General features: G+C 71.4%; 15 protein-coding genes and 1 pseudogene. 9 read left to right on the forward strand and 7 right to left on the reverse strand.

The genetic code is table 11. The features are described 5' to 3' along the window. Window positions 1-31: 31 nt before the first annotated feature. Window positions 32-316 (reverse strand): annotated as a pseudogene (locus J2S22_RS00575) (GIY-YIG nuclease family protein). 161 nt (window positions 317-477) lie between these two features. On the opposite strand from J2S22_RS00575, the gene ligA reads away from it, so the two are divergent. Next, window positions 478-2,610 (forward strand): NAD-dependent DNA ligase LigA, encoded by a 2,133-nt coding sequence (gene ligA, locus J2S22_RS00580; protein ID WP_272776187.1) that lies wholly within the window; start codon window positions 478-480, stop codon window positions 2,608-2,610. Window positions 2,611-2,758: 148 nt separating this feature from the next. On the opposite strand, the gene J2S22_RS00585 is transcribed toward ligA, so the two are convergent. Next, window positions 2,759-3,553 carry a FadR/GntR family transcriptional regulator gene (locus J2S22_RS00585; protein ID WP_272776186.1) on the reverse strand — a complete coding sequence of 265 codons (795 nt, stop codon included), beginning with the start codon at window positions 3,551-3,553 and terminating at the stop codon, window positions 2,759-2,761. A 244-nt stretch (window positions 3,554-3,797) separates the two neighbouring features. Between J2S22_RS00585 and garD the strand changes: the two genes are divergently transcribed. From garD to glxR, 6 genes are all read left to right on the forward strand, one after another. After that, window positions 3,798-5,345: a galactarate dehydratase gene (garD, locus tag J2S22_RS00590; protein ID WP_272776185.1), complete on the forward strand. Its 1,548-nt coding sequence runs from the start codon at window positions 3,798-3,800 to the stop codon at window positions 5,343-5,345. 74 nt (window positions 5,346-5,419) lie between these two features. After that, window positions 5,420-6,463 (forward strand): SMP-30/gluconolactonase/LRE family protein, encoded by a 1,044-nt coding sequence (locus J2S22_RS00595; RefSeq protein WP_272776184.1) that lies wholly within the window; start codon window positions 5,420-5,422, stop codon window positions 6,461-6,463. Window positions 6,464-6,521: 58 nt separating this feature from the next. Next, window positions 6,522-7,508, forward strand: a complete 987-nt coding sequence (locus J2S22_RS00600) for a Bug family tripartite tricarboxylate transporter substrate binding protein (protein ID WP_272776183.1) — start codon at window positions 6,522-6,524, stop codon at window positions 7,506-7,508. Window positions 7,509-7,697: 189 nt separating this feature from the next. Further along, complete coding sequence (gene gudD / locus J2S22_RS00605) at window positions 7,698-9,065, forward strand: glucarate dehydratase (RefSeq protein WP_272776182.1); 1,368 nt, start codon at window positions 7,698-7,700, stop codon at window positions 9,063-9,065. 39 nt (window positions 9,066-9,104) lie between these two features. After that, a complete protein-coding gene (garL, locus tag J2S22_RS00610) occupies window positions 9,105-9,890 on the forward strand; it encodes a 2-dehydro-3-deoxyglucarate aldolase (RefSeq protein WP_272776181.1) in 786 nt (261 codons plus the stop codon). Beyond that, the gene (gene glxR / locus J2S22_RS00615; RefSeq protein ID WP_272776180.1) at window positions 9,800-10,879 is read left to right on the forward strand and encodes a 2-hydroxy-3-oxopropionate reductase; all 1,080 of its coding nucleotides are present in this window, start codon (window positions 9,800-9,802) and stop codon (window positions 10,877-10,879) included. Before garL ends, glxR begins: the two co-directional genes overlap by 91 nt. Window positions 10,880-11,246: 367 nt before the next feature. Here glxR and J2S22_RS00620 read toward each other — a convergent pair whose 3' ends face one another. Next, the gene (locus J2S22_RS00620) at window positions 11,247-11,936 is read right to left on the reverse strand and encodes an SDR family oxidoreductase (RefSeq protein ID WP_272776179.1); all 690 of its coding nucleotides are present in this window, start codon (window positions 11,934-11,936) and stop codon (window positions 11,247-11,249) included. Further along, entirely contained in the window at window positions 11,933-13,780 is a 1,848-nt protein-coding gene (locus J2S22_RS00625; RefSeq protein ID WP_272776178.1) for an aminopeptidase P family protein, read from the reverse strand. The genes J2S22_RS00620 and J2S22_RS00625 overlap by 4 nt, the downstream gene beginning before the upstream one ends. 337 nt (window positions 13,781-14,117) lie before the next feature. Between J2S22_RS00625 and J2S22_RS00630 the strand changes: the two genes are divergently transcribed. Both J2S22_RS00630 and J2S22_RS00635 read left to right on the forward strand, forming a co-directional pair. After that, window positions 14,118-14,324 (forward strand): hypothetical protein, encoded by a 207-nt coding sequence (locus J2S22_RS00630; RefSeq protein ID WP_272776177.1) that lies wholly within the window; start codon window positions 14,118-14,120, stop codon window positions 14,322-14,324. 487 nt (window positions 14,325-14,811) lie between these two features. Continuing rightward, complete coding sequence (locus J2S22_RS00635; protein WP_272776176.1) at window positions 14,812-15,084, forward strand: hypothetical protein; 273 nt, start codon at window positions 14,812-14,814, stop codon at window positions 15,082-15,084. Here the strand turns inward: J2S22_RS00635 and J2S22_RS00640 are convergent. From J2S22_RS00640 to J2S22_RS00650, 3 genes are all read right to left on the reverse strand, one after another. Then, complete coding sequence (locus tag J2S22_RS00640) at window positions 15,070-16,008, reverse strand: 50S ribosomal protein L11 methyltransferase (protein ID WP_272776175.1); 939 nt, start codon at window positions 16,006-16,008, stop codon at window positions 15,070-15,072. The genes J2S22_RS00635 and J2S22_RS00640 overlap by 15 nt on opposite strands. Window positions 16,009-16,441: 433 nt before the next feature. After that, window positions 16,442-17,041 carry a L,D-transpeptidase gene (locus J2S22_RS00645; protein WP_272776174.1) on the reverse strand — a complete coding sequence of 200 codons (600 nt, stop codon included), beginning with the start codon at window positions 17,039-17,041 and terminating at the stop codon, window positions 16,442-16,444. Window positions 17,042-17,184: 143 nt separating this feature from the next. Beyond that, window positions 17,185-18,426, reverse strand: coding sequence for a cytochrome P450 (locus J2S22_RS00650; protein ID WP_272776173.1), 1,242 nt, complete (start codon window positions 18,424-18,426; stop codon window positions 17,185-17,187). Window positions 18,427-18,432: the final 6 nt, after the last annotated feature.

Here is an 18,432-nt window from a genome sequence, read left to right on the forward strand (position 1 = left end):
CGGCGCCCCGGAATGACCTAACCGGTTCGCTTTATCTCGTGATCTCCGGGTACAGGTCCCTCCAGTCCGGGTTGTCCTTCTCGATCAGCGCGATCTTCCATGCCCGGCGCCACTTCTTGATTTCCTTCTCGCGCTCGATCGCGGTCACCGGATCGTCGTAGCATTCGAACCAGACGAGACGGTCGACATCGTATCGAGTCGTGAAACCGGGAACGTCGTGGGATTAGTGCTGCCAGGTCCGGCGCACGAGATCGCGCGTCACCCCCACATAGAGCGTTCCTTGTTTTCGGCTCGCGAGCAGATAAACGTAGAACATCGGACGCGTGACGGCTGTTCGGTTCACCGGTCACTCCGGGGCGCGCCGAAGGCGCGAGCCCGGAATCCAGCCACGTGGACGGCGCCCGTTACCGGGCTGGATTCCGGGTTCGCGGGCTGTCGCCCGCGCCCCGGAATGACCAATTCTACGGTTCTCATTGTATGACTTCGAAGCACCCGGACACCACCCCGGTCGACGCCCTCACCGCGGACGAGGCCGCTGCGGAGCTCGCGCGGCTGGCGGAGGAGATCGCGGGGCACGATGCCCGCTACTATCAGGAGGACGCGCCGAGCGTCTCGGATGCGGAGTACGACGCGCTGCGGGCGCGCAACGCCGCCATCGAGGCGCGCTTCCCGGAGCTGATCCGCGCCGACTCGCCGTCCCGCAAGGTCGGCGCGGCGCCCTCGCGCGGCTTCGCCAAGGTGCGCCACGCGGTGCCGATGCTGTCGCTCGACAACGCCTTCGCGGACGAGGAGGTGACCGAGTTCGTGGCACGCGTGCGCCGCTTCCTGCGGCTCGCCGACGACGAACCGGTCGCCTTCAGCGCCGAGCCGAAGATCGACGGGCTGTCGATGTCGCTGCGCTACGAGAACGGCCGGCTGGTCTCGGCGGCGACCCGCGGCGACGGCTTCGAGGGCGAGGACGTGACGGCCAACATCCGCACCCTCGACGACGTGCCGAAGACCCTGAAGGCGCGCGGCGTGCCGCCGGTGTGCGAGGTGCGCGGCGAGGTCTACATGACCAAGGCGGCGTTCCTGGCGCTCAACGAGCGGCAGCGGGCGGCGGGCGGCCAGATCTTCGCCAACCCGCGCAACTCCGCCGCCGGCTCGCTGCGGCAGAAGGATCCGGCCGTCACGGCGTCGCGGCCGCTCGGCTTCTTCGCCTATGCCTGGGGCCAGATGAGCACCATGCCGGCCGACAGCCAGTCCGGCATGATCCAGTGGTTCGAGCGCTGCGGCTTCAGGACCAATCCGCTGACGCGGCGCTGCGACTCGGCCGAGGCGCTGATCGCCTTCCATCGCGAGATCGGGCTGAACCGGGCGACGCTCGACTACGACATCGACGGCGTCGTCTACAAGGTCGACCGGCTCGACTGGCAGGAGCGGCTCGGCTTCGTGTCGCGCTCGCCGCGCTGGGCGATCGCCCACAAGTTCCCGGCCGAGAAGGCGACGACGCTGCTGCACGATATCGAGATCCAGGTCGGCCGCACCGGCGCGCACACGCCGGTCGCCAAGCTGGAGCCCGTCACGGTCGGCGGCGTGGTGGTGCAGAACGCGACGCTGCACAACGCCGACGAGATCGCGCGGCTCGGCGTGCGCATCGGCGACACGGTCGAGATCCAGCGCGCCGGCGACGTGATTCCGCAGGTGGTTCGCGTCGTCGAGGAACGGCCGCGCGGGGCGGAGCCCTACGGCTTCCCGACGACCTGCAAATGCGAGCTGAAGACCGCGCTGGTGCGCGAGACCACGGCCGCCGGCGAGGAGGGCGCGATCGCCCGCTGCACCGGCGAGTTCGCATGCCCGTATCAGACGATCGAGCATCTGCGGCATTTCGTGTCGCGTCGCGCCTTCGACATCGAGGGGCTCGGCGAGAAGCAGATCGCCTTCTTCTTCGAGAGCGACGATCTGCCGGTGCGCGAGCCGGCCGACATCTTCACGCTGGCCCGCCGCGACGCCGCGAACTTCAAGAAGCTGAAGGACAAGGAAGGCTTCGGCGCGACCTCGGTAAAGAATCTGTTCGACGCTATCGACGCCCGCCGCACCATTTCGCTGGAGCGGCTGATCTACGCGCTCGGCATCCGCCATGTCGGCGAGACGACGGCGCGCCAGCTCGCCCGCGCCTACGGGTCGTGGGACGCCTTCTTCGCCGCGGCGAGGCGGATCGCGGCCGGCGACGCCGACGCGCGCGCCGAGATGGACGCCATCGACCAGATCGGCGACGCCGTGGTCGACGCGGTCGCGAAGTATTTCGGCGAAGCTCACAACGAGGGCGTGGTCGAGCGCCTGGTCGCCGAGCTGTCGGAAATCGTCGACGCCGAGAAGCCGCAGACGACGACGCCGGTCGCCGGCAAGACCGTGGTGTTCACCGGTGCGCTGGAGAAGATGACGCGCGACGAGGCGAAGGCGATGGCCGAGCGGCTCGGCGCCAAGGTGGCGGGCTCGGTGTCGAAGAAGACCGACTTCCTGGTCGCCGGTCCCGGCGCCGGCTCGAAGCTCGCCAAGGCGCGCGATGCCGGCGTCACGGTGCTGACCGAGGACGAGTGGTTCGCTCTGGTCGGGGAGACGGCGCCGTAGCGGCGGGCCCGGCCGGCGCGGGCGGCATCGCCGTCGTTCCGGGGCGCGCGCGGTAGCGCGCGAGCCCGGAGCCGGCGGCACGCACCGAGATCGGGGCTGGATTCCGGGTTCGCGGCTTCGCCGCGCCCCGGAATGACTCCGAATCAATTCACCCGCCGCCCGGCGTCGTCTCGGTCTCGTCGGCGATGGCGTTGGCCTTGCGCAGGCGCTCGCGGCTGTTGGCGAGGTGCATGCGCATGCCGGCGCGGGCCGACTCGGCGTCGCGGCGGCGGATCGCGTCGAGGATCTGCTCGTGCTCGCGGTTGGTGCGGTGCAGGTAGGACTCGGCCGGCTCGGCCGACAGCACCGTGGTGTCGAGCCGGGTGCGCGGGATCGTCGCCGTGCCGAGCTGGCGGAAGATGCCCTCGAAGTAGCGGTTGCCGGTGGCGAGCGCGACCTGCATGTGGAAGCGGAAGTCGGCGTCGACGCCCTTGTGGCCCGCCGCGATCTCCGCCTCGAAGTCGTCGACGGCGCGGCGCATCGCGGCGAGGTGCTCGTCGCGCCGGCGCCGGGCGGCGAGCGCCGCCGCCTCGGTCTCCAGGCTGATGCGCAGCTCCAGCATGGCGAGCACGTCCTCGACCGAGACGACCGGATCGAACCGCACCGGCGCGCTCGGCGCCTCGCATACGAAGGTGCCGACGCCGTGCCGGGTGACGACGAGCCCGCTCGCCTGCAGCCGCGACATCGCCTCGCGCACCACGGTGCGGCTCACCCCGAGCTCGGCCATCACGGCCGGCTCGGTCGGCAGCTTCTCGCCCGGCCGGTAGGTGCCGGCCCGGATGCGCTCGGAGAGGGTGCGCACCACCCCCTCGGCCAGATTGGGCCGGCGCGTCCGCTCGGCCGCGGGGGCGGAAGCCCCCGAAGGCGGCCGGTCCCGAGGCTCCGCGGCAGACTCCGAGCTCATGCGATCGCTCCTCGGCCGGCCGGACCCGACGCGGCCGCCTTCCACGAATGGTCATCATACGTCTGATGACTACAAAAGCAAGAGAAGGCTTCCTGCGGCCCGTGAAATTGCGTAATAATGCGGATTGTTGGTCGTCGTTCAGTCCAGCACTTTCCGCTCCGAGGTCTCGGTACTCCAAGGTCATATGACGACCGATGAGCTGTTTGCGTCCTTTCCGGCCCCTCCACAGCCCCCGGTGACAGCCATGCCGACCGCGACGCTCGCGAGACCGCTCCGCATCAAGGTCCACACGGACGACAACGTCGCCATCGTCGCCAACTCGGGCGGTTTGCCGGCCGGCACCGTGTTCGACGACGGGCTCACCCTGGTCGACCACGTGCCGCAGGGACACAAGGTGGCGCTGGAGGACATCCCGGAGGGCGGCGTCGTGCGCCGCTACGGCGAGGTCATCGGCCATGCCGACCGGCCGCTGCCGAAAGGCTGCTGGATCGACGAGTTCTCGGTGCGCCTGCCGGCCCCGCCCGTGCTGGAGGAGCTGCCGCTCGCCACCCGGGTGCCGCCCGACCTGCCGCCGCTCGAGGGCTACACGTTCGACGGCTACCGCAATCCCGACGGCTCGGTCGGCACCCGCAACATTCTCGGCCTCTCGACCAGCGTGCACTGCGTCGCCGGCACGGTCGACTACGTGGTGCGGCTGATCAAGGAGCGGCTCCTGCCGCGCTACCCGAACGTCGACGACGTGGTCGGCCTCAACCATCTCTACGGCTGCGGCGTCGCCATCGCCGCGCCGGCCGCCGTGGTGCCGATCCGGGCGCTGCAGAACATCGCGCTCAACCCGAACTTCGGCGGCGAGATCATGGTCGTCTCGCTCGGCTGCGAGAAGCTGCAGCCGGAGCGTCTGGTCCCCGAGGCCTACGCGGGCGAGGCCGACGACACGATCGTGCGCATGCAGGACGAGCGCTTCACCGGCTTCCAGGCGATGGTCGACGCGATCCTGGCGACCGCCGAGCGGCATCTCGACAAGCTGAATCGGCGTAGGCGCGAGCCGGTGCCGGCCTCCGAGCTGGTGGTCGGCATGCAGTGCGGCGGCTCCGACGCCTTCTCGGGCGTCACCGCGAACCCGGCAGTCGGCTTCTGCTCGGACCTCCTGGTACGGGCCGGCGCCACCGTGATGTTCTCCGAGGTGACCGAGGTGCGCGACGCCGTGCATCTGCTCACCCCGCGCTGCAAGACGGAAGAGATCGGCCGCGCCCTGATCCGCGAGATGGACTGGTACGACCGCTATCTCGCCGCCGGCGAGACCGACCGCAGCGCCAACCCGACGCCCGGCAACAAGAAGGGCGGCCTCGCCAACATCGTCGAGAAGGCGCTCGGCTCGATCGCCAAGTCCGGCACCAGCGCGATCTCGGCCGTGCTGGCGCCGGGCGAGAAGGCGACCACCCGGGGCCTGATCTTCGCGGCGACGCCGGCCTCCGACTTCGTGTGCGGCACCATGCAGCTCGCCTCCGGCATCACGCTGCAGGTGTTCACCACGGGCCGCGGCACCCCCTACGGCCTCGCCGCCGTGCCGGTGATCAAGATGGCGACCCGCAAGGACCTGTCGGCGCGCTGGCACGACCTGATCGACATCGACGCCGGCCGCATCGCGACCGGCGAGAAGACCATCGAGGAGATCGGGTGGGAGCTGTTCCACCTGCTGCTCGACGTCGCCTCGGGCCGCAAGAAGCCGTGGTCCGACCACTGGGGCCTGCACAACGCGCTGGCCGTCTTCAACCCCGCGCCGGTGACCTGAGGCCGCCGACGCCGCCAACCGAAGCACCTCTGTTCGAGAGACACGTCACATCCACGGTCCGTCCGGAGATCGCCATGATCCATCGTGAAGACGACAGCACCGATCGAACGACCACGTCCCGCCGCGCCGTCCTGGCCGGCATCGGCGCCGCGGCGCTCGCCGCCTCCGCCACGCCGGCCGGCGCCGGCTGGGAGCCGTCGACCCGCATCCCGGATCCGGCCGTCAAGGTTCTCGATCCCTCGTTCCGCAAGTCCTGGGTGTTCTCCGCGACGGTCGAGCGCATCGCCACCGGCTTCCGCTGGGCCGAGGGTCCGGTGTGGATGGGCGACTGGCGCTGCCTGCTGTGGAGCGACGTCACCGGCGACGCGATCATGCGCTGGGACGAGATCACCGGCCGCGTCACCGCCTACCGCAAGCCGTCGAACTTCTCCAACGGCAACACCCGCGACCGCAGCGGCCGCCTGGTCACCTGCGAGCACCAGACCCGGCGGGTGGTCCGCACCGAGATCGACGGCTCGATCACGACCGTCGCCGACCGCTTCGAGGGCAAGCCGTTCAACTCGCCGAACGACATCGTCTCGCATTCGGACGGCGCGATCTGGTTCACGGATCCGGCCTTCGGCCCTAACCCGTCGGAGCGGATGGCGAAGCCCGAACTGCCCCACACGGTCTACCGGGTGGCGCCGGACGGCCGCGTGACCGCGGTGGCGACCGACATCGTCGGCCCCAACGGCCTGTGCTTCTCGCCCGAAGAGTCGAAGCTCTACGTCGTCGAGGGGCGCACGACCCCCCGCAAGGTCCGCGTCTTCGACGTGGTCGAGAAGGGGACGAAGCTGGCCAACAGCCGCGTGCTGCTCGAGGCGGCCGACGGCGGCACCCTGGACGGCCTGCGCTGCGACGCCGACGGCAATCTGTGGTGCGGCTGGGGGCAGGGGACCGACGAGCTCGACGGCGTGCGGGTGTTCAATTCCGACGGCAAGGCGCTCGCTCACATCTCGCTGCCGGAGCGCTGCGCCAATCTCTGCTTCGGCGGCATCAACCACGACCGCCTGTTCATGGCGTCGACCCACTCGATCTACTCGCTGATGACCAATGCGCGGGGCGCCACCCTCTGGTGAGGGACGCCGACAAGACGCTTCTCGATCACGCAACAAGAACCCCCGGGAGAAACGCGACATGACCACCGAGATCAACCGGCGCACGATCCTCGCCCTGGCGGGCGGCGCCGCCACGCTCGCACTCGTTCCCGCCCCGGCCTTCGCGGCATGGCCCGACAAGGCCGTGACCGTGGTGGTGCCGTTCCCGCCCGGCGGCTCGACCGACATGGTTGCCCGCCAGATCGGCCAGAAGCTCAACGAGCGGCTCGGCCAGCCCTTCGTGGTGGAGAACCGCTCCGGCGCCACCGGCGCCATCGGAGCCACCACGGTGGCCCGCGCGCAGCCCGACGGCTACACCTTCATGGTGGCGTCGATCGGCGTCTACGCCACCAATCCGTTCCTGCAGCCCCGGCTGCAATACGATCCGCTGAAGGACTTCGACCTGCTGACGGTGGCGGTGCGGGCCCCGAACGTGCTGGTCGCCAATCCCAAGTTCCCGGCCAACACGGTCGCCGAGCTGGTCGCCGAGCTGAAGAAGCGGCCCGGCAAGATCTCGTTCGCCAGCTCGGGCGCCGGCTCGTCCGATCATCTCACCGCGGCGCTGTTCTGGCAGAAGACCGGCACGGCCGGGCTGCACGTCCCGTATCGCGGCGGCGCCCCGGCGATCAGCGACCTCGTCGCCGGCCACGTCGACGTGTCGTTCCAGAACATCAACGCGGTGATCAGCCAGATCAAGGGCGGCAACCTCAAGGTGCTCGCCGTGACGGGAGACAAGCGCTCGCCGCTGCTGCCCAACATCCCGACGCTGTCGGAGGCCGGCGTCGCCGGCGCCGACGTGTTCTCGTGGCAGGCGGTCGCCGCGCCCAAGGGCCTGCCGGCCGACGTCAGGGCGAAGCTGCATTCCGAGATCGTCGCCGCGCTCAATTCGCCCGACGTTCGCCCCCGCATGGAGGAGATCGGCTTCGAGATCGTCGCCAACACGCCGGAGCAGTTCCGCGAGTTCCTGACCCAGGAGCTCGCGCGCTGGAAAGAGGTCATCACGGTCGGGAAGATCTCGATCGAATAAGCGAGGGAGCGGAGCGAACGGCTTCGGGTCATTCCGGGGCGCCGCGCAGCGGCGAACCCGGAATCCAGCCCGGAAATCGAAGTGTGCCGCTGGATTCCGGGTTCGCGGACCTCACGGTCCGCGCCCCGGAATGACGGGAATTGAACGATACGCGAGCCGAGGGACGGCATCGCGCAGGAGAGAGACGCCATGACCACCAAGGACGCGGGCGCCACGAAGGAGAACTCGGCCACGGGCACCCCGGTCGTCACAGCCGTGCGGGTCGTGCCGGTCGCCGGGCGCGACAGCATGCTGCTCAATCTGAGCGGCGCGCACGGGCCGTTCTTCACCCGCAACCTGGTGATCCTGACCGACTCGGCCGGCCATACCGGCGTCGGCGAGGTGCCGGGCGGCGAGAAGATCCGGCAGACGCTGGAGGACGCGGCGCCGCTCCTGATCGGCAGGCCGATCGGCGCGTACAACGCCATCCTGAACAGCGTGCGGAAGACTTTCGCGGCGCGCGACGCCGGCGGCCGCGGCGTCCAGACCTTCGACCTGCGCGTCACCATCCACGCCGTGACGGCGCTCGAGTCGGCGCTGCTCGACCTGCTCGGCCAGCATCTCGGCGTGCCGGTGGCGGCGCTGCTCGGCGAGGGCCAGCAGCGCGACGCCGTCGACGTGCTCGGCTATCTGTTCTACGTCGGCGATCGCAACAAGACGCCGCTGCCCTACGAGGCACCGTCCGGACAGGGCGACGACTGGCAGACGCTCCGCCACGAGGTCGCGCTGACCCCGGAGGCGGTGGTGCGGCTCGCCGAGGCTGCCGAGGCCCGCTACGGGTTTCGCGATTTCAAGCTGAAGGGCGGCGTGCTCTCGGGCGACGAGGAGGTCGCGGCCGTGACGGCGCTGAAGGCCCGCTTTCCGGCGGCCCGCATCACGCTCGATCCGAACGGCGCCTGGCCGCTCGCCGAGGCGATCCGCCTGTGCAAGGGGCTCGGCCACGTGCTCGCCTATGCCGAGGACCCGTGCGGCGCCGAGGAGGGCTTCTCCGGCCGCGAGGTGATGGCCGAGTTCCGCCGCGCCACCGGCCTGCCGACGGCCACCAACATGATCGCCACCGACTGGCGCGAGATGGCCCATTCGCTCGTCCTGCAGTCCGTCGACATCCCGCTCGCCGACCCGCATTTCTGGACCCTGCAGGGCTCGGTGCGGGTGGCGCAGATCTGCCGCGAGTTCGGGCTCACCTGGGGCTCGCACTCCAACAACCACTTCGACGTGTCGCTCGCGATGTTCACTCACGTGGCGGCGGCGGCGCCCGGCCGCGTCACCGCCATCGACACCCACTGGATCTGGCAGGACGGCCAGTTCCTCACCCGCGACCCGCTGCAGATCGTCGGCGGGCGGATCGCGGTGCCCGAGGCGCCCGGCCTCGGCGTCACGCTCGACATGGACGCCGTCGAGGCGGCGCACCGGCTCTACCAGGAGCACGGCCTCGGCGCCCGCGACGACGCCGTCGCCATGCAGTATCTCGTCCCGGGCTGGACGTTCGACCGCAAGAAGCCCTGCCTCGTGCGCTGATCCCGCCGCACCGACTTCCGCAAGAGCAACGGACCCACGATGACCACTCCCTACTGTCCCTTTCCCAATCAGTTCCGCGCCGACATCAGGTCCGGCAAGACCGTGATCGGCTGCTGGGCGTCGCTGGCGAGCCCGATCACCACCGAGATCCTGGGACTCGCCGGCTTCGACTGGATTCTGCTCGACGCCGAGCACTCGCCCAACGACGTGCTGAGCCTGGTGCCGCAGCTGATGGCGCTCAAGGACAGCGCCTCGGCGCCGGTCGTGCGGCCGCCCTGGAACGAGCCCGTGATCCTCAAGCGGCTGCTCGACATCGGCTTCCACAACTTCCTCATCCCCTACATCGAGACCGTCGAGGAGGCCGAGCGCGCCGTCGCCTCCACCCGCTATCCGCCGCAGGGCTTTCGCGGCGTGTCGATCGCCCAGCGCAGCAACAACTACGGGACCCTCAACCCGAAGGGCTACTTCCCGGCCATCAACGACAACATCACGGTGCTGCTGCAGATCGAGACCCGCAAGGGCGTCGAGGCCGTCGACGCGATCGCGTCCGTCGACGGCGTCGACGGCTTGTTCGTCGGGCCGAACGACCTCGCCGCCGCCTATGGTCACCTCGCGAACCCGGGCCATCCCGAGGTGCAGGCGGTGATCCGGCACGTGTTCGACCGCGCCCGCGCGGCCGGCAAGGCGGCCGGCATCCTCACCGGCGTCGAGGCGGAGGCGCGCCGCTATCTCGAATGGGGCGCCACCTTCGTCGCGGTCGGCAGCGACCTCGGCCTGTTCCGCGGTGCCACCCAGGCGCTGCGCGACAAGTTCAAGGCGGGCTGAATTCGACCGGGGGCGGGCCGCGCCCGCCGCACGTTCCACCAACGACGCCGCGCCGCGAAAACCGCGTCGGCACACCTCCGAAGGAGAACCACATGAGCAAGATCGGTTTCGTCGGCCTCGGCATCATGGGCACGCCGATGGCGGCCCACCTGATCGCCGCCGGCCATCAGCTGTTCCTCTACGACCTGCGGCCGCCGAAGGCGGAGCTGACCGACAAGGGCGCCGTCGCCTGCGCGTCCGGCAAGGAGGTCGCGGAGAAGTCCGACATCGTCTTCGTCATGGTCCCGGACACGCCGGACGTGGGCAAGGCGCTGTTCTCCGAGGCCGGCATCGCGGCCGGCCTGTCGAAGGGCAAGATCGTCGTCGACATGAGCTCGATCTCGCCGATCGAGACCAAGGAGTATGCCGCCAGGGTCGAGGCGCTCGGCTGCGAGTATCTCGACGCGCCGGTGTCGGGCGGCGAGGTCGGCGCCAGGCAGGCGTCGCTCACCATCATGGTCGGCGGCAAGCAGGCCGTCTTCGACACCGTCAAGCCGCTGTTCGAGCTGATGGGCAAGAACATCACCCTGGTCGGCGGCACCGCGGCCGGCCAGACCTGCAAGGTGGCGAACCAGATCATCGTCGCGCTGACCATCGAGGCGGTCGGCGAGGCGCTCCTGTTCGCCGCGCGGGCGGGCGCCGATCCGGCCAAGGTGCGCCAGGCCCTGATGGGCGGCTTCGCCAACTCGCGCATCCTCGAGTTGCACGGCGACCGCATGGTGAAGCGCACCTTCGACCCGGGCTTCCGGATCGAGCTGCACCAGAAGGACCTCAACCTCGCCCTCTCGGCGGCCAAGAAGATGGGCCTCAGCCTGCCCAACACGGCGACTGCCCAGGAGCTGTTCAACGCCTGCGCGGCGCATGGCGGCTCCACCTGGGACCACTCCGGCATGGTGAAGGCGCTCGAGCTGCTGGCCAACTTCGAGATCGGCCAGACCCCGAAGAGCTGAGGTTCGGCGCGGAGCCGCTCCGCCCCGCCGGGCCGGCGCTCCGCCCTCTTTCCCTCTCCCCTCGCGGGAGACGGTAAGGCTGACGTCGCACCCTCGCGACCGCCGCCCGGCCGACCGCTTCTCCTGGCGGGGACCGGGCGGTGACTGCCAGACGCGCCGCGGTCCGGCGCGGTCGGTCACTGCGGCCGGGCGAAAGCCCGGCCGATTTTGTGTGGATCGTCATTCCGGGGCGCGCCGAAGGCGCGAGCCCGGAATCCATACCCCCTGTGTCGGGGCTCACGACAGACCGGGCGTATGGATCCCAGGCTCGGCGCTGACGCGCCGCCCCGGGATGACCGGGAAGACGTGCGAAGCGCTCCGGCCGCGCTCACCACTCCAGCGGCTGGCCGTCGTGGTTGTAGAAGCCGCCGGTCTGCTCGACGGTCAGCGCGTCGATCAGGGCGACGAGGCCGCGGGTGGACTGGGCGACCGTGAGGGCGGCGCCCTTGCCGCCCATGTCGGTCTTCACCCAGCCGGGATGCACCACCACCACGGTGACGCCGGCCGGCCGCAGCTCGGCGGCGAGCCCCTGCATCACCTTGTTCACGGCCGCCTTCGAGGTGCGGTAGGCGACGTCGCCGGCGCCGCCGCCGGTGAGCTGGCCCATGATGCTCGACACCGTCACGATCCGCGGCCGCTCGCCGCGCCTCAGGTTCGGCAGCAGCGCCTGGGCGACCCGCAGCGGCGCCAGCGTGTTGATCGCCAGCGCCTGCGCGAAGCCGTCGAAGTCCATGTCGAGGGCGCTCTGGCGATCGGGGCCGCGGATGCCGGCATTGTTGATCAGCACGTCGATCGGCTGCCCGTCGAGGGCGGCGGCGAGCGTCGCGACCGAATCCGGATCGCCGACGTCGAGCCGGTGCGGCGTGATCAGGTCCGAATGGCGGCCGGCGAGCGCGGCGAGGTCGGGCGCGGCGGGATCGCGGGCGCAGGCGAGCACGCGGTCGCCGCGGGCGGCGAGCCGCTCGACGAGGCCGAGGCCGATGCCCCGGCTCGCCCCGGTGATCAGGAACGTGGTCATGTGGTTACTCCAGCGAATGCGGCGACCGGCCGCGTCGCGTGCGCGAGCCAGTCGCGGGTCGAGGGATCGAGATCGGGCGACAGCGTCTCCCGAACTCTCTCGTGATAGGCGTCGAGCCAGGCGATCTCGTCGGCGCTCATCAGCGCCGGGGCGACGAGCCGCAGGTCGATCGGCGCCAGCGTCAGCGTCTCGAAGGCGTTGAGCGGCTTCTCGGCGCCCGCGACGGCGGGCGCCTCGGTCACCAGCAGCAGGTTCTCGATGCGGATGCCGTAGGCGCCGGTCCTGTAGTAGCCCGGCTCGTCGGAGAGGATCATGCCGCGGGAAAGCGGCGTGGTGCCGAGCTTGGAGATGCGGGCCGGCCCCTCGTGCACCGACAGGTAGCTGCCGATGCCGTGGCCGGTGCCGTGGTCGAAGTCGAGCCCGGCCGACCACAGGAACATGCGGGCGAAGCTGTCGAGCTGGGCGCCCGTGGTGCCGTCCGGGAACACGGCGCGGGCGACCGCGACGTGGCCCTTGAGCACGCGGGTGAAGCGGTCGCGCATCTCGTCGGTCGGCGGGCCGATCGCCACCGTGCGGGTCACGTCGGTGGTGCCGTCGACATACTGGGCGCCGGAGTCGATCAGGAACAGCTCGCCCGGGCCCAGCCGCCGGTTGGTCCTGCGCGTCACCCGGTAGTGGACGATGGCGCCGTTCGGGCCGGCGCCGGCGATGCTCGGGAACGACACGTCCTCGAGCTGGCCGGTGTCGGCGCGGAACTGCTCCAGCGCCTCGACGGCGTCGATCTCGGTCAGCGTGCCGCCGGCGGCGGCGCCGTCGAGCCAGGCGAGGAAGCGCACGAGGGCGACACCGTCGCGGCGATGCGCGGCGCGGGCGCCGTCGATCTCGGTGGCGTTCTTCACCGCCTTCATCAGGGCGATGGGATCGGCGCCGCGCGAGACCTTGCCGCCGGCGTCGCGGACGATGCGGGCGATCGCGTCGGCGCCGGTCGCGTCGTCGATGCGGACCGCGGCGCCCGACGCGGCGAGCCGCGCGAGATCCGTCTCGAAGGCGTCGGGGTCGGGCAGGTCGGCGAGCCCGGCCAGCGCCTCGCGCACGGCCGGCCCGACCTTGCGCGGGTCGACATAGAGGGCGGCGCGCCCGTCCACCGGCACGACCGCGGTGGCCAGCGGCAGCGGCGTGTGGGCGACGTCGCTGCCGCGGATGTTGAACAGCCAGGCGACGGCGTGCGGGTCGGAGACGACCAGGGCGTGGAGGCGGGCGCCGCGCAGCGCCTCGCGCAGGCGGGCGAGCTTGTCGAGCGCCGGCTCGCCGGCGTGCCGGGTGTCGTGCATCACCACCGGGCCGAGCGGCGGCGCCGGGCGGTCGGTCCACACCGCGTCGATCGGGTTTCCGGCCAGCGGGACGAGGGTGCCGCCGGCCGCCTCGCAGGCGGCGGCGAGCTTCTCGGCGCCCCGCACCGTGTGGAGCCACGGATCGTAGCCGAGCCGCGCGCCGGCCGGCAGGCTGGCCTCGATCCAGTCGGACGGCGGCGTCTCGGTCAGATGGGCGATCTCGAACAGCGCGGGATCGACCTGCTCGGCCGCCTGCAGGGTATAGCGGCCGTCGACGAACAGCACGGCACGGTCGGCCAGCACGACGGCGGTGCCGGCCGAGCCGGTGAAGCCGGTGAGCCAGGCCAGCCGCTCGTCGGCGGGCGGCACGTATTCGTTCTGGTAGCGGTCGGCGCGCGGCACCACGACGCCGTCGAGCCCGTGGCGGGCGAGTTCGGCCCGCAGGGCCGCGAGGCGGGGACGAGTCGCGGCCGGATCGGCCGGATCGTCGAAACTCTGGAATCGGGAGGGCATGGCGCGAGGCTATCGGTGCGGCGCCGGCGCGGCAATGCCGCGCGGCGTACCGGCGCCGCACCCGGCAGGGTCGCGGGCCGCGATGCGGCATTCCGGTATGGCAGCCATGCATTCGTGCGGCCGCGCCGGAAGGAAAATGCGAGGCCGGCCTGCCGGGTGAAACGGCGGCCGGCTGCAACCGCGGCCGTGCGAGCGTTCGTGTCGCGGCGGGCGCAAGGGCCCCGAAACCGCGCTGCACCGCAGCCCGGCGGCCGCTTCACGCGCCCCGGCGCGGGCGCTAGCCTCGAAAAAAAGAACATGCCGCAGGGAGGCGAGACGTCCGAAAGGAACGATCGCCATGTCGATTCTCAATCTGAACTATGTCGGCTCGCTCGCGGACGGCACCCAGGTTCCGCGGCAGACGGTCCTCGACCGGCTGTTCACCGCGCTCTACCGGGCCCGCATGGCCCAGGCCGAGCGGGTGATCGCGCAGTACTGCCCGATCGTCGCCGAGCGCGTTCGCCGCCCCGACCCGGCCGACCGCCGGTCCTTCCCGCGGGACTGAGACCGACGGCCCGGAACCTCGACCCCGTCGTCCCGAGGGCGCCCGGTGAGCCGGACCTCGAAGGATGCGGCCACGGCGCATGCGGAACTGCCGCCGATGCGGCTGCTGCCGCCGGTCCGCACCGTCGCATCCGTTATCGGCCGTTAGCGGCGCCCATCCGGGCGCCGTTTTCGATTCGGCCTCGCACCGGCCCTCGCGTGTGTTGCACTGCGGAATAGGCAGCCATGCAAGGGTGCGGGCCGAACGCAACGGGGGCGCTGTCCCACCGGGGACATGCCCGCCATGGGAGCGCATTTTTGTCGGCAAGTGAAAGAACATTTCACCGTTGCGACAATTGCGGGACAGACTCCGGGTTTTCACGCTGTCCCGCCGTCTGGCCCGCGCTTATGTTCGCATTGCAGCAAAAAACACTGCACCGCGGAAAAGCTGCTGAACGACACGGGCAGGAGGACGCGAGGAGGGCGCGCAACAAAAAGGATCATGCGCCATGTCCATCGCGACTTACGACCAGAACCCCGCAAAAGCCGTGGCGGCTTCGCCGCTCGCGCCGTATTTCGATTTCTACACCAGCCTGTACGAGTCGCAGATCACCAGCGCCAAGCAGGTGCTCGACTATTACCTCGCCGTGGTGAAGAGCTTCGGCCGCGCCAACGAGGACTTCCATTCCTTCGTGGTCGGCAGTGCCATCGAGGCGCCCGATGCGGTCGCCCGCGCCTGGGCGATGCGCTACACCTCCGGCGGCCTGTCACCCTCGGCGTAACACCAGGGTGGCCCATCCCTCGAGGGTGACGCGGCCGACGAGCCGGAGCCCCTGCGCCCGGTAGGCCGCCAGCGCCGCATTCGCCTGCGCGGCGAGCAGCCCCGAGAGGACCACGACCCCGCCCGGCCCGATCGCTCCGGCGATCGGGCGGGCGAGCCGCCTGAGCGGCCCGAGCAGGATGTTGGCGAAGACGAGCCGGGCCCGCCCGCGCTCCCGAAAGGCCGGCGCCGTCAGCCCGGCCGCCGTCGCCACCGCGACGAACCCACCCGTCCGATTGAGCCGCACGTTCTCCCGCGCCACCCGCACGGCCGCCGGATCGATGTCGCTCGCCAGCACGGGCCGGCGCAGCGCCCGGGCCGCCGCGATCGCCAGCACGCCGGTGCCGGTGCCGATGTCGAGAATGGCCGGACCGCGGCGGCGGCCGCCCCGCCGGACCGGCCGGGCGCCGTCCGCCTTCAGGAGGCGGTCGAGCGCCAGCAGGCAGCCGCGCGTCGTGCCGTGATGGCCGGTGCCGAAGGCGAGCGCGGCGTCGATCTCGATGGCGATGCGGCTGGGACTGGCCGCGACCCGGGCGCGGTCGTGCGCGCCGTGCACGACGAAGCGGCCGGCCGGCACCGGGGCGAGGCCCTCCAGCGAGGCGGCGACCCAGTCCTTCTGGCTCAGGCTGGAGAAGGTCAGGCCGTCGGCCGTTTCGGGGGCGGCGGCGAGCGCCACCAGGGCCCGCACCGCGGCCTCGTCGGGCTCGCGCTCGAAATAGACCTCGACGCCCCAGCTCCGCTCGTCCGGCATCTCGAAGGCCGCGACCGCGGTCTCCTCGGGATCGAAGCTCTCGCCGAGGAGGTCGGCGATGCGGCGCGCCTGCGGCTCGGTGGTGACGAGCCGGGCGACCGTGGAGGGGCGGGCGGGTTGCAGTCCTTCGCGCATGGCGGCTGGTGTGGCCCGCCGGCCGGCGGCACGCAAGGGGCTCGTCGGAATGGCGGCACGGCCGCGTCCGGCCCGCAGCGGAGACGGCCGGCGGCCGGGCGTCGGCCGCGATCGCCGTGTCGCGTCGAGACCGGTCGCGCGCTTGCCGGGCTGTCCTCGCATGTCACATGAACGCCGGCGCGCCGTGCGGCCGGATTCAACCGAGTTCCCAACAGCAGAATCTTAAGAAACAGGGTTAATCGTCTGTAAATCGACGAGTTTCAGGCCGGATGCGACGGGTCCGTGACGGCCGCCCGGTGCACCCCTGCGTTGTCACGGGAGCGTCACGGTGGTCCCGGCGACAGCGTCACGGAGACGGGTTTTCCACCGTCCCCGCAACAGCTTATCCACAGGCTTTCCACAGACTTGTGCACAGCCCCTCCGGGGCGCCGGCTCACCAGCGCTGATACGGATAGGGCGCCGGGACGTAGGGGTCGTAGGGCCGGTAGACCGGCGGGTAGAGCGGCGCCGGGGCGTAATAGCCGCGCGGTGCGTAGGAGACCTCCGGCGGCTCGTCCTGCACGACGGTGCGCGGCGCCCGCGCCACGGTCGCCGGGGCGGAGCCGGTGACGACGATCCGGGTGCTGCCGGTGCCGTGCTGCTTGACCAGCGAGAACAGGGTCGCGGCGTTGGACGGGTGCAGCCGCACGCAGCCGTGCGAGGCCGGGCCGCCGAGCCGCGCGATCTCGTAGGAGCCGTGGATCGCGTAGCCGCCGTGGAAGAAGATCGAGTAGGGCATCGGCGAGTTGTAGTACTTCTTCGAGAAATAGGTCCGGTGCAGGCGCTGCGGCGAATAGGTGCCGCTCGGCGTGCCGTAGCCGGCCCGTCCGGTCGACACCGGCCAGGAGTAGCGCGGCGTGCCGTCGACCACGACGGACATCCGCTGGGTCGACTTGTCGATTCGGACCAGCAGCGCCGCCTCGGCGGAGGCGAGCGGGACGACGAGCGCCGCGACGACGATCGCCGGGCGGACCAGCACGCGGAAAGACACCATGGGGCTCACTCGGGACTGGGGCCGGACCGGCCCGGTGGGTTCAATGCGCGACTCAACGCCGGTGTCGGGGACCGGTTCCGCCGGGTCGCGCCGGATGGTTAGCGCGCCGGCGCGGCGGCGATGCGGCGACAAGCGGGCCCGGGTCAGACGCGCCAAGTCCAGGCCCACGCCTCCGGCACCGGGCCGCCGCGCCGGTCGACCGGGCCGACCGCGAGCTCGGGCAGCCGCAGCGCCTGGCGCACGATCTCCGGGATCATCACGCCGCCGATCGCCCGGCCCAGGCAGGCGTGCAGGCCGGCGCCGAAGTGGAACGTGTTGCCGTTGCCGCGGCCGGGATCGAACCGCTCCGGCGCGGAGATCGCCGTCGCGTCGAACATCGCCGCGTGGGTGACGGCCAGCACGGTCGTGCCCTTCGGCACCGCCGTCTGGTGGTCGGTGCCGCGGGCCAGCACCGCGTCGGCCTCGCAGGTGCGGAAGAAGTAGGGGAAGGCGGGGCGGAAGCGCATCGCCTCGAACACGAAGCCGTCGATCGCGGCGGGATCGTCGGCGGCCGCCGCGGCGCGGGCGGCGTCGCGCCGCTGCGGGTCGGCGAGGAGGACGTCGAGCGCGTTGACGACGGCGTGCGAGGTGGTCTCCACGGCGCCGATCAGCAGGCCGCCGACGTTCAGCACCACCCGGGCCGGGTCGAACCGCGCGGCACCCGAGCCGGCGAGCCGCAGCAGCCGCGACACCGGGTCCCGGCCGGTGCCGCCGGCCTGCAGTTCGGCGGCGCGGCGGCGCACCAGCGCGACCAGATAGTCGCGCATCTCCGCATTGGCGGCCTCGCGCTGCCGGACGATCTCGCCCGGATCCGGCACCGCCACGGCGTCGAACGGCTGGTTCCAGAACGCGTCCATCTGGTTCCAGTAGGACCAGCGGCACAGCGCGTCCGGATCGCCGTCGTCGAAGCCGAACCACTCCTGCACCAGAGCGATCGGCACGGCGCGGGTGAGGCCTGCCACGGCGTCGATCCGGCCGTTCGCGGCGGCGAGCCGCGCCGCCGCCGTCGTCGCCACCCAGGCCCGGATCGCCGGCACGTCCTCGCGGTCGAGGATCGCCTGCATGATCCCCTTCTCGCGCCAGTGCACGGCGGTGTCGTCCTGGGCCATCCAGTAGTCGCCCTGCTTGGGGCGGTAGAGGGCGACGCTGTAGAGGTCCGGCCGCGCCAGGATCTCGGCGCAGTCGGCGAAGCGGGTGGCCAGCGTCGCCTCGGGGGTCGGCAGCACGGGCCGGTGGGCGCGCAGCTCGGCGAAGAACGGCAGCGGCTCGCCGAACAGCCAGCCCCGCACCAGCGGCCAGCGCTCGGCCGCCGGCGTCGCGTCGAACCGCTCCAGATAGCCCGGCATCGGTGC

Origin of the sequence: Rhodoplanes tepidamans (genome assembly GCF_030813915.1) — a bacterium.
GTDB lineage: Bacteria > Pseudomonadota > Alphaproteobacteria > Rhizobiales > Xanthobacteraceae > Rhodoplanes > Rhodoplanes tepidamans.

What these genes read in the sequence shown, in the direction of transcription:
- ligA (WP_272776187.1), top strand. Translation starts at nt 478, where the DNA reads ATGACTTCGAAGCACCCGGACACCACCCCGGTCGACGCCCTCACCGCG.
- J2S22_RS00585 (WP_272776186.1), bottom strand. Translation starts at nt 3,553, where the DNA reads ATGAGCTCGGAGTCTGCCGCGGAGCCTCGGGACCGGCCGCCTTCGGGG.
- garD (WP_272776185.1), top strand. Translation starts at nt 3,798, where the DNA reads ATGCCGACCGCGACGCTCGCGAGACCGCTCCGCATCAAGGTCCACACG.
- J2S22_RS00595 (WP_272776184.1), top strand. Translation starts at nt 5,420, where the DNA reads ATGATCCATCGTGAAGACGACAGCACCGATCGAACGACCACGTCCCGC.
- J2S22_RS00600 (WP_272776183.1), top strand. Translation starts at nt 6,522, where the DNA reads ATGACCACCGAGATCAACCGGCGCACGATCCTCGCCCTGGCGGGCGGC.
- gudD (WP_272776182.1), top strand. Translation starts at nt 7,698, where the DNA reads ATGACCACCAAGGACGCGGGCGCCACGAAGGAGAACTCGGCCACGGGC.
- garL (WP_272776181.1), top strand. Translation starts at nt 9,105, where the DNA reads ATGACCACTCCCTACTGTCCCTTTCCCAATCAGTTCCGCGCCGACATC.
- glxR (WP_272776180.1), top strand. Translation starts at nt 9,800, where the DNA reads ATGGGGCGCCACCTTCGTCGCGGTCGGCAGCGACCTCGGCCTGTTCCG.
- J2S22_RS00620 (WP_272776179.1), bottom strand. Translation starts at nt 11,936, where the DNA reads ATGACCACGTTCCTGATCACCGGGGCGAGCCGGGGCATCGGCCTCGGC.
- J2S22_RS00625 (WP_272776178.1), bottom strand. Translation starts at nt 13,780, where the DNA reads ATGCCCTCCCGATTCCAGAGTTTCGACGATCCGGCCGATCCGGCCGCG.
- J2S22_RS00630 (WP_272776177.1), top strand. Translation starts at nt 14,118, where the DNA reads ATGTCGATTCTCAATCTGAACTATGTCGGCTCGCTCGCGGACGGCACC.
- J2S22_RS00635 (WP_272776176.1), top strand. Translation starts at nt 14,812, where the DNA reads ATGTCCATCGCGACTTACGACCAGAACCCCGCAAAAGCCGTGGCGGCT.
- J2S22_RS00640 (WP_272776175.1), bottom strand. Translation starts at nt 16,008, where the DNA reads ATGCGCGAAGGACTGCAACCCGCCCGCCCCTCCACGGTCGCCCGGCTC.
- J2S22_RS00645 (WP_272776174.1), bottom strand. Translation starts at nt 17,041, where the DNA reads ATGGTGTCTTTCCGCGTGCTGGTCCGCCCGGCGATCGTCGTCGCGGCG.
- J2S22_RS00650 (WP_272776173.1), bottom strand. Translation starts at nt 18,426, where the DNA reads ATGCCGGGCTATCTGGAGCGGTTCGACGCGACGCCGGCGGCCGAGCGC.